Origin of the sequence: Roseateles sp. (assembly GCF_036404855.1) — a bacterium.
In the GTDB taxonomy this organism is placed as follows: domain Bacteria; phylum Pseudomonadota; class Gammaproteobacteria; order Burkholderiales; family Burkholderiaceae_C; genus Pelomonas.
Genome location: NZ_DASWYS010000299.1, coordinates 1 through 9,534, shown reverse-complemented (window position 1 = coordinate 9,534; position 9,534 = coordinate 1). Strand labels below are relative to the sequence as shown.

The 9,534-nt window shown below is 66.4% G+C and carries 11 protein-coding genes; 2 read left to right on the top strand and 9 right to left on the bottom strand.

Features of this window, described 5'->3' with window-relative positions:
* The 5 genes from leuS to VGF12_RS19720 all read right to left on the bottom strand — a co-directional run.
* Window positions 1-1,988: leucine--tRNA ligase (leuS, locus tag VGF12_RS19740; RefSeq protein WP_331177759.1), on the bottom strand; the 1,988-nt coding region annotated here is incomplete at its 3' end.
* Window positions 1,989-2,028: 40 nt separating this feature from the next.
* Entirely contained in the window at window positions 2,029-2,454 is a 426-nt protein-coding gene (locus VGF12_RS19735) for a biopolymer transporter ExbD (RefSeq protein ID WP_331177758.1), read from the bottom strand.
* Complete coding sequence (locus tag VGF12_RS19730) at window positions 2,454-3,098, bottom strand: MotA/TolQ/ExbB proton channel family protein (RefSeq protein ID WP_331177757.1); 645 nt, start codon at window positions 3,096-3,098, stop codon at window positions 2,454-2,456. Before VGF12_RS19730 ends, VGF12_RS19735 begins: the two co-directional genes overlap by 1 nt.
* A 2-nt stretch (window positions 3,099-3,100) precedes the next feature.
* Complete coding sequence (gene dapB / locus VGF12_RS19725; protein WP_331177756.1) at window positions 3,101-3,835, bottom strand: 4-hydroxy-tetrahydrodipicolinate reductase; 735 nt, start codon at window positions 3,833-3,835, stop codon at window positions 3,101-3,103.
* Window positions 3,832-4,401, bottom strand: a complete 570-nt coding sequence (locus VGF12_RS19720) for an outer membrane protein assembly factor BamE (protein ID WP_331177755.1) — start codon at window positions 4,399-4,401, stop codon at window positions 3,832-3,834. The genes dapB and VGF12_RS19720 overlap by 4 nt, the downstream gene beginning before the upstream one ends.
* A gap of 108 nt (window positions 4,402-4,509) precedes the next feature.
* Here VGF12_RS19720 and fur point away from each other — a divergent pair, with 108 nt between their 5' ends.
* A complete protein-coding gene (gene fur / locus VGF12_RS19715; RefSeq protein ID WP_331177754.1) occupies window positions 4,510-4,953 on the top strand; it encodes a ferric iron uptake transcriptional regulator in 444 nt (147 codons plus the stop codon).
* Between the two features lies 1 nt (window position 4,954).
* Here the strand turns inward: fur and VGF12_RS19710 are convergent, their stop codons facing one another.
* The 4 genes from VGF12_RS19710 to hpf form a co-directional block, all read right to left on the bottom strand.
* Window positions 4,955-6,373: a nicotinate phosphoribosyltransferase gene (locus VGF12_RS19710; RefSeq protein ID WP_331177753.1), complete on the bottom strand. Its 1,419-nt coding sequence runs from the start codon at window positions 6,371-6,373 to the stop codon at window positions 4,955-4,957.
* On the bottom strand, window positions 6,370-7,326 hold the full coding sequence (gene hprK / locus VGF12_RS19705; RefSeq protein ID WP_331177752.1) for an HPr(Ser) kinase/phosphatase: 957 nt from the start codon (window positions 7,324-7,326) through the stop codon (window positions 6,370-6,372). The genes VGF12_RS19710 and hprK overlap by 4 nt, the downstream gene beginning before the upstream one ends.
* A gap of 10 nt (window positions 7,327-7,336) precedes the next feature.
* A complete protein-coding gene (locus tag VGF12_RS19700; RefSeq protein ID WP_331177751.1) occupies window positions 7,337-7,807 on the bottom strand; it encodes a PTS sugar transporter subunit IIA in 471 nt (156 codons plus the stop codon).
* Window positions 7,808-8,060: 253 nt separating this feature from the next.
* Window positions 8,061-8,402, bottom strand: a complete 342-nt coding sequence (gene hpf / locus VGF12_RS19695; protein ID WP_293500614.1) for a ribosome hibernation-promoting factor, HPF/YfiA family — start codon at window positions 8,400-8,402, stop codon at window positions 8,061-8,063.
* Window positions 8,403-8,817: 415 nt separating this feature from the next.
* Here hpf and VGF12_RS19690 point away from each other — a divergent pair.
* Window positions 8,818-9,534 (top strand): CorA family divalent cation transporter (locus tag VGF12_RS19690; protein ID WP_331177750.1); only part of this gene is annotated, 717 nt, incomplete at its 3' end.

Genomic DNA, 9,534 nt, shown 5'->3' with positions numbered 1-9,534 from the left:
ACGAACAGGCGGGCCGTGTCGGCACCGTACTGGTCGATCAGGGCCTGCGGGTCCACGCCATTGTTCTTGGACTTGGACATGGTCGTCATCTCGTATTCGAGGCGCGTACCGTCCTTCTTCAGCGTGGCGCCGGCGATGCCGCCCTTGTCGTCGTGGATGACGTCGACCTCGTGGTCCCAGTAGTAGTCCTTGCCGCCGCCCTCGGGCTTGTGGAAGAAGGCCCCCTTCAAAACCATGCCCTGCGTCAGCAGCTTCTCGAAGGGTTCGCTGGCCTTCACGAGGCCGAGGTCGCGCATGACCTTGGTCCAGAAGCGCGCATACAGCAGGTGCAGGATGGCGTGCTCAATGCCGCCGATGTACTGGTTCATCGGCATCCAGTACTGCGTGCCCTCGGCGACCATGGCCTGGTCGTTGGTCGGGTCGCAGTAGCGCATGAAGTACCAGGACGAATCGACAAAGGTGTCCATCGTGTCCGTCTCGCGGCGCGCCGGCTTGCCGCACTTGGGGCAGCCGACGTTCAGGAAGCCCGCATGCTTGTTCAGCGGGTTGCCGCTGCCGTCCGGGATCAGGTCCTCGGGCAGCACGACGGGCAAGTCCTTCTCAGGCACCGGCACGACGCCGCAATCGTCGCAATGGATGATCGGAATGGGCGTGCCCCAGTAGCGCTGGCGGCTGATGCCCCAGTCACGCAGGCGCCAGGTGGTCTTCTTCTCGCCCAGGCCCTGAGCGGCCAGGAGCTCGGCAACCTTGTTGACGGCATCCACGTGGCCCAGGCCATCCAGCACGCCGGAGCTGATGCAGCGCGCCTTGGACTTGTCGCCGTACCACTCGCTCCACTTCTTGTCGTCGTAGGCCTGGCCATCGACATCGATGACCTGCTTGATGGGAAGGCCGTACTTCAATGCGAACGCGAAGTCGCGCTCGTCATGAGCCGGCACGCCCATGACGGCACCGTCGCCATAGCTCATCAACACGTAGTTGCCGACCCAGACCTCGACCTGGGCGCCGGTGATGGGGTGAGTGACGAACAGGCCCGTCGGCACCCCCTTCTTGTCCTGCGTCGCCAGCTCGGCCTCGGTCGTCCCCCCGGCCTTGCATTCTTCGATGAACGCGGCCACGTCGGGCCGGGCCTTGGCCGCGACGGTGGCGAGCGGGTGCTCCGGCGCCACGGCGCAGAAGGTCACGCCCATGATCGTGTCGGCGCGGGTCGTGAACACCCACAGGCGACCGCCGCCGCCTTCGATGCTGTGCGGGAAGGCAAAGCGCACGCCCTGGCTCTTGCCGATCCAGTTCTCCTGCATCAGCCGCACACGCTCGGGCCAGCCGCTGAGGTAGTTGGGATCCTCAGGATTGGCGACGGCTGACAGCAGCTCTTCGGCGTACTGCGTGATCTTCAGGTAGTAGCCGGGGATCTCGCGCTTCTCGACCAGCGCACCCGAACGCCAGCCGCGGCCGTCGATGACCTGCTCGTTGGCCAGCACCGTCTGGTCCACCGGATCCCAGTTCACGACCTGGGTGCGACGTTCGGCCACACCCTTTTCCAGCATCTTCAGGAACAGCCACTGATTCCACTTGTAGTAGCTGGGCTGGCAGGTCGCGACCTCGCGGCTCCAGTCGATGGCCAGGCCCATGGCCTGCATCTGCCCCTTCATGTGAGCGATGTTGGAGTAGGTCCACTGCGCAGGCGGCAGCTTCCCCTTCATCGCGGCGTTCTCGGCCGGCAGGCCGAAGGCATCCCAGCCCATGGGCATCAGGACGTTGTAGCCCTTCATGCGCAGCTGGCGGGCCAGCATGTCGTTGATCGTGTAGTTGCGCACATGGCCCATGTGCAGCTTGCCCGACGGGTAGGGCAGCATGGAGCAGGCATAGAAGTGCGGCTTGCTCGCGTCCTCGGTGACGCGGTAGGCGTCACGCTCCGTCCAGTAGGCACGGGCGGCGGCTTCGATCTCGTTGGGGTTGTAGCTGGGCGCTTCGGTCTTGGCGTTCATGCGCCAAATTGTATTGGCCGCCTCTGAGACGACGTTTCGCTCAGGGGGCCGAAGCGGCCGACTGGGCGACGAAGGCGATGCGGCTCAACCCGGCGGCCTGCACCCAACCGATCAGCTCGGCCACCTGGCCGTAAGACACGGCACGGTCGGCGCGTAGCTGCACTTCCATCTGGGCATTGGCGCGCCCCAGCTCCGAGATGCGCTGCTGGAAGGCCTCGGGCGCCAGCTCTTCCTCACCCAGATGCAGCTTGCCATCGGGCGTGATGGCGACTGCGATGAAGCTGGGCGCGTCACTGGGCGTGGCGACCTCGCTCTTGGGCAGGTCCAGGCGCAGCGAGGCCGTCATCAGGGGCGCCGTGATCATGAAGATGACCAGCAGCACCAGCATGACGTCGATCAGCGGCGTCATGTTGATGTCGCTCATGGGCCGCGAACCCTCCGGCTTGTCGAGGCGGCCGAACGCCATCAGTCGTGGTCCAGCAACTCGCGCAGGTCGTGCGCGAAACCTTCCAGATCCGCCTCGCAGGCGGCAACCCGCTTGCCGAAGACGTTGTAGGCCAGCACGGCAGGAATGGCGACCGCGAGGCCCGCGGCCGTCATGATCAGCGCCTCGCCGACCGGGCCTGAGATTTTCTCGATGGTGATGTTGCCGGCCGCCGAGATGCCGACCAGCGCGTGGTAGATGCCCCAGACGGTGCCGAACAGGCCCACGAAGGGGGCGGTGGCGCCGATGGAGGCCAGCAGCACCTGACCGAACTGCAGCCGGGCCAGTACCGCGTGCAGGGCGTCGCGCAGGCGGCGGGTCAGGCGGGATTCACGCCTGCCGGCGGCCTCCAGCGTGGCCGTGCGGGTTTCGGCCGTGGCCGCGTCCAGCAGCGGCAGCAAGAGCGCCTCGGTGTCAAAGCTCCGCAGCGCGCTGCGGCCTTCGGCCACGCTGGCGGCGGACCAGAACGCCGGTATGGCGTGCACGAGGCCGCGACGGGCGCGGCGCAGCAGCCAGGTCTTCCACAGGATCAACGCCCAGGCACTGACCGACATGGCCAGCAGCAGCAGCGCCACCGCGCGGCCGACCAGGTCGCTTTGGGCCCAGAAGTCCGCGAAGCCACCCATGTTCAGGCGAAGCCCAGCACGTCGTTCATGCCGTAGAGGCCGGTCTTGCGGCCGGCCAGGAAGCGCGCCGAGCGCAGGCTGCCCTGGGCGTAGATGCTGCGGTTGCTGGCCTTGTGGCTGATCTCGATGCGCTCGCCCGTACCGGCAAACAGCACGGTGTGGTCGCCGATGATGTCGCCGCCGCGCACGGTGGCGAACCCGATCGTCGACGGGTCGCGCACGCCGGTGACCCCTTCACGGCCGTAGACGGCGCAGTCTTTCAGGTCGCGGCCGACAGCCTTGGCGACCACCTGGCCCATCTGCAGGGCAGTACCGCTGGGTGCGTCCACTTTCATGCGGTGGTGGGCCTCGATGATCTCGATGTCGAAGCCCTCGTTCATCGCACGGGCTGCGAGATCGAGCAGCTTGAGCACGACATTGACGCCCACGCTCATGTTGGGCGCGAAGACGATGGCGGTGCGCTTGGCAAACTTGGCGATCTCGGCCTTCTGGGCCTCGTCGAAGCCAGTGGTGCCAATGACGGCCTTGACGCCCAAGTCGGCGCAGATGGCCAGATGGGCCAACGTCGCCTCGGGGCGGGTGAAGTCGATCATCACGTCAGCGCCGGCCAGGCCCGCGCGAACGTCGGCCCCCTTGTCCAGCGCGATGTGCAGCGTGCAGTCGTCCGCGGCTTCGACCGCCTCGATCAGCATCTTGCCCATGCGCCCGGAGGCGCCCATGACGGCGACCTTGATCACGTGCCGGACCCCGTCTTGGCGTCCAGCGGTGGGTAGGTGCGACCCGGTGCCGGGCCTTCGGCGGCAGCGGTCGGCGCGGCCTCCGCGCTGCGCTTGGGCGGCGGCAATGCCGTGCGCTCGGCCTCGCTCAGCTCCAGCTTGGGCTGCTTGCCGTCGGGCTTGAAGGTGTTGATGGCGGCGACGAAGTCATTCTCGGTCGGCAGGTCATCCGGCACCGTCAGGGTCTTGAGCTTGTCCCCGTCGAACTCGGCGACGACCAGGCGCTGTTGCGCGGGCGTGCCCTGGCGGCGAATGGTGAAGGGGTAGTCCCAGCGCGACTCGTGGAAGACGTCGGTCAGCAGCGGTGACCCGAGCAGGTCACGCACCTGGGCCTTGGACATGCCAGGCTTGACGCGGGCGACCATCTCCTTGGTCAGCACATTGCCCTGCACGACTTCGACTCGGTAGGGCGTCACCAGGCCCAGGACCTTCTCCCCGGTGACCGAAGGCAGCGATGCCCAGGTGGGCAGGTAGGAGCAGCCGCCAAGCAGCGCAAGCAGCGGGAAAGAGGCAAGCAAGGGACGCATGGGGCGGCTGACAGAGGGGCGGGAGGGACGAAATACCGGCCGAAGGCTCGGCTGGCTATGATCGGGCGGATTCTAGCGGGGCCACCTTCCGGCCCCGGCCCCAGTGACATGCCCAGCTCCTCCGCCAAGAACCAGACCAGCGACATCAAGAACAGCGGCCTCAAGGCGACGCTGCCGCGCATCAAGATCCTCGAGATCTTCCAGCGCGCAGCCCAGCGCCACATGACCGCCGAAGATGTTTACAAGGCTTTGCTTGGCGAAGGCGCCGACATCGGCCTGGCGACGGTCTACCGGGTGCTGCAGCAGTTCGAGCAGGCCGGCCTGCTCAGCCGCAACCATTTCGAGACCGGCAAAGCCGTGTACGAGCTCAACGAGGGGCATCATCACGACCACCTCGTCTGCCTCAACTGCGGCCGGGTCGAGGAGTTCTTCGACCCCGGCATCGAGGAGCGCCAGCACGCCATCGCGAGCGAGCGCGGCTTCCAGCTGCAGGAGCATTCGCTCGCCCTCTACGCGAGCTGCGTGAAGACCGACTGCCCGAACCGGAGCTGAATCAGGCCGAGGCAGCGCGCGCGCGAATTGCAGCGAAGCTGTCGTCGACGAGCAGGTGACCGTCCTCGAAGACGGTACGCAGCACTTCGGTCGCTCCCGAGGCACGGGCCTCGTGGCAACCAGGCGAGTCCAGGCGCACGGTGGCGAACACGTCGCCCTTGTGCATCAGCGTGAGGCGCCCGGCCTTGATGCGCTTGGCGGGATCGGTCACCGGCGCCTTGAAGACGTCACGCCAGCCGCCGCCGACCTGCACGGCCGAGGCCTTCATCGCAAAACCCAGCGTGTCGCGGTTGACTTGCTGCAGCAGCGCGCCGCCCTGGCCGAAGGCGATGTTGTCGGCCGAGTAGCCGGCGCCCTCCACCGCCGCCAGGATCGCCGCGATGGAGAGGCGCGTGATGCCGTCGCCCTGGATGACGCGGACATGCTTCAGCACCTTGTAGCCCTTGGCATTGACCTCACTGCCGAAGGCAGCATCCAGCGTGCGCACGGTGCGCAGCACGACGGTGACCGGGTCGCCGCTGTCGGGGCGAATGACGACGCTGGCACCGCTGGCGATGACCTCGTCGCGCAGCTGCTGGCCCCAGAGCCGGCTGACAGCGGCGTCCAGATCGTAGGAGTCCGAAACGACGGCCAGCACCGCGCCGGGCTTGCCGAACTGGCGCAGCATATTGCGGTAAGCGTCCAGCTCGCCCTCTCGCCCCCAGGCGGTGATGGTGCTGTGCTCGGCCGCCGGGATGGAGAAGCCGGCCATGGGCTCGCCGTAGTAAACGCGGGCGCCCAGCAGGGCCGTCATCGTGTCCGTGCCTCGGAAGTTCACGAGGTGGGCCATGCCTCCCAGCATGGCAGATTCCAGCGAGGACACGCCGCGCGCGCCGAAGTCGTGCAGCTTGAAAGGCAGGCCCTCGGGCGAGCCGCTGCGCGCCAGGGCGTCGGCAATGAGGCTGCGCGTGGCGTGGCTGTGGGTCGCCACCGTCGTCGGATACCAGACCCGCAGCAGCGCCGTCTCGACGTAGCTGGCGAGCCACCAGCAGGCCGGATCGGTATTCTCAACGGTCACAAGCGCGTGGTTGACCGGCACGACCGTGCCCTCGGGCACGGCGCGGATGCGCAGCGGCAGACGTCCGCCATGGGCGTCGACGACGTGCTGCCAGCCCTCGCGGTTGAAGGGCACCCCGTGGGCCGCGCAGACCTCCGCGCCCAGCGCCACGTCGTCGGCCGTGACCGGCTTCGTGAAGTACTCCTTCAGCAGCGCCTGCAGGCCGAAGAAGACCGTGTAAGGCAGCGTGCCGCCACGAGCCTCGATGTAGCTGAAGACGGTCTGCGTGCCCGGCGGATACTGCAGCCAGTGGCTGGTCTTGTAGCTGTCCGTGTTGAGGACCAGCAGGCGAGCGATGTCGCTGAAGCGGTTCAACGAGTTCAATCGACGGAGCCGTTGTCGATGGCGCGCTGGTGGCGCTCGACGAATTCCTTGTAGGTGTCGATGCCACGCAGTTGCAGGATGGTGTTGCGCACTGCGGCCTCGACCAGCACGGCAAGGTTGCGGCCGGCGTCCACGGCGATGACGACCTTGCGCACCGGCATGCCGAGGACATCCTCGTACAGCGGCTCGTAGGGCAGACGCTCGAAGTCGCGCTCCATCGTCTCCTTGCGCACCAGGTGCACGATGAGCTTGAGGCGCATCTTGCGGCGCACGGCCGTCTCGCCAAAGATGGCCTTGATGTCCAACAGGCCGATGCCGCGCACTTCCAGCAGGTTCAGCAGCAGCTCGGGGCAGCGCCCCTCGATGGCGGTCTGGGCGATGCGGAAGAAGTCGACCGCGTCATCAGCCACGAGGCCATGCCCGCGCGAGATCAGCTCAAGACCCAGTTCACTCTTGCCCAGGCCCGATTCGCCGGTCAGCAACACCCCGAGGCCCAGGATGTCCATGAACACCCCGTGACGGGTCGTGCGATTGGCGAACAGCTGCGACAGGTAGCCGCGCACCAGGTCGATGACGTGGCCGGCGGATTCGTTGGTGCGGAACAGCGGGATCTCGGCGCGGTCGCACATCGCCACCAGGCGGGGTGGTGGCACGGTGTCGTCGGCAATGATGATGACCGGCGGTTCCAGCGTGACGATGCGCGAGATGCGGCGGTCCTGGATCTCGGTGCTTTCCTGGCTCAGGTAGGCGACCTCGCGACGGCCGACGATCTGCACCCGGTACGGGTGGATGTAGTTCAGATAGCCGACCAGGTCGGCCGCGCTCTGCGCATCGCGCACGGCGGCCTCGTCGAAGCGCCGTTCGGGATGGGCATGGCCGGCGATCCACTCCCAGCGGAGGGCTTCGCGGTGCTCCTCGAAGAGCCGCTCGGCGCTGATCGAAGTGGGTTTCAAGGCGAGGAGATCAGGCGACCGACTTCAACGGCTCCCAGGCCGCGATCAGCTTGTGCAGTGTGGCGGCATCCGGCTCGGCCTTGAGCTGCTCCCGCAGCTCACGGTCGGACAGCATCTCGGCGATCTCGGACAGGATTTCCAAGTGACGCTGCGTGGCCGCCTCTGGCACGAGCAGGAAAATCAGCAGGCTGACCGGCTCGTCGTCTGGCGCGTCAAAGCCGATGGGCTGGGCCAGACGCAGCACGGCGGCGAGCGGGTTCTTCAGGCCCTTGACGCGGCCATGCGGGATGGCGACGCCATGGCCGAGGCCGGTCGAGCCCAGACGCTCGCGGGCGAAGAGGTTGTCGGTGACCAGCGCGCGGGCCATCTGGTGATGGTTTTCGAACAGCAGGCCTGCGTGTTCGAAAGCGCGCTTCTTGCTGGACGCATCCACATGCACCAACACGTTGTCGGCGGGCAGGATGGCGGCGAGACGGTTCATGGGTTGGGACCTGACGGCGGGGGCGCCTGGCGGGCGCGGCCGCAGCCGGGCAATGGGTCAATCAGAGCCACGGATTATGGAACCGCGGGCCCATTTGGGGTGGTCGAGGGCCTCTAGAGGCGCGGAAAACACCCCCGACGACCCCCGAATGCGGGTTTTTGCGGCACCGCAGCAACAACGCTGCGGCATAGGGAGCACGCGGCCCACAAAGCAAAAGCGGCCCGCAGGCCGCCGAGTGAGGTGAGCCAAGGGCTCAGGATGCCGAGACCTCGAGGCGCTTGGCCGAGGCGTGATGGTGATCCTGCACCTTGTCCTTGTGACGGCAGACCTGACGGTCCAACTTATCCATCAACTGATCGATGGCCGCGTACAGATCCTCGTGGGATTGCTCGACGAAGATGTCGCGACCCTTGACGTGTAGCGTCACTTCAGCGCGCTGGCGGCGCTCCTTCTCCTTTTGCTTCTCTACGGTCAGCAAGACGTTGATGTCAACGACCTGGTCGAAGTGGCGGGTCACACGGTCCAGCTTGGTGAGCACGTACTCGCGCAGAGCCGGCGTGACTTCGAGGTGATGGCCACTGATCGTCAGATTCATAAAGCCTCCTTTCAGAGGAATGGGTCGGGAAAACGAACCGGAAAAACTGAAAAAAACGGAATCGAGGGAGGAGGAGGAAGAGGGTCTTTTCGAGTAGCAGAGTGGGTGGGAGTGGGGAAATCGACGAGCCCAGTTTGCGCGCGAAGCCGCAGCGTGACAAGGGGATGACGGTGAAGCTTTGTGCCCTTGTGGATCAACTTTTTGCGGCTTCTTTCACGCCCTGCACGGTGCAATAATCCTCGGCTATTTCCCCCATGGAGAGCTTCTTGGACAGCGATCACCCTCGGTGACCGTCCGCTCCCGCCGCTCGGGCCCGTCTGTGGCCCGCCCGCCCGGAGTGAGACGGTTGACCTGAACCCCACCACCCCGGACGGCAGCAGTCGTCCTCCCCGCTTGTCGCTGCCGGAGACGAGGCATGCTGAATGTGTTCACGCTGGATAACGGACGCCTGAAGGGCGGCCTTTTCCAGCAAGAGATCGAAACCGCCGAGGACCTGGCCCAGTCGCGCCCGGTCTGGGTGGACCTGGAAAGCCCCAGCGCCGAGGAGAAGGGCTGGATTCGTGACCGCTTCGGCCTGACCATCCCCGAGGACATCGTCGACGAGGATCTGGAGGAGTCGGCTCGCTTTTACGAGGAAGACAACGGCGAGCTGCACATCCGCTCCGACTTCCTCATCGACGACGACGGCCAGGCGCGCAACGTGCGCGTAGCCTTCATCCTCTTCAACAACGTGCTGTTCTCGATCCACAACGAGGACCTGCCGGTGTTCCGCCTGCTGCGCCTGCGCGCGCGCCGCATCCCGGCGCTGATCGAGGACGCCAAGGACGTGCTGCTCAAGCTCTACGATGCCGACGCCGAGTACTCTGCCGACGTGCTGGAGGGCATCTACGACAAGCTCGAAGCCGTCAGCGCTCGCGTGCTGAAGAGCAACGTGACCGACGCCGAGGCGGGTGAAGTGCTGGCCGCTATCGCCCGCGAGGAAGACTTGAACGGCCGCATCCGCCGCAACGTGATGGACACGCGCCGCGCGGTCAGCTTCATGATGCGCAGCCGCATGCTCAACGCCGAGCAGTTCGAGGAGTCGCGCCAGATCCTGCGCGACATCGACTCGCTGGACTCGCACACGGCCTTC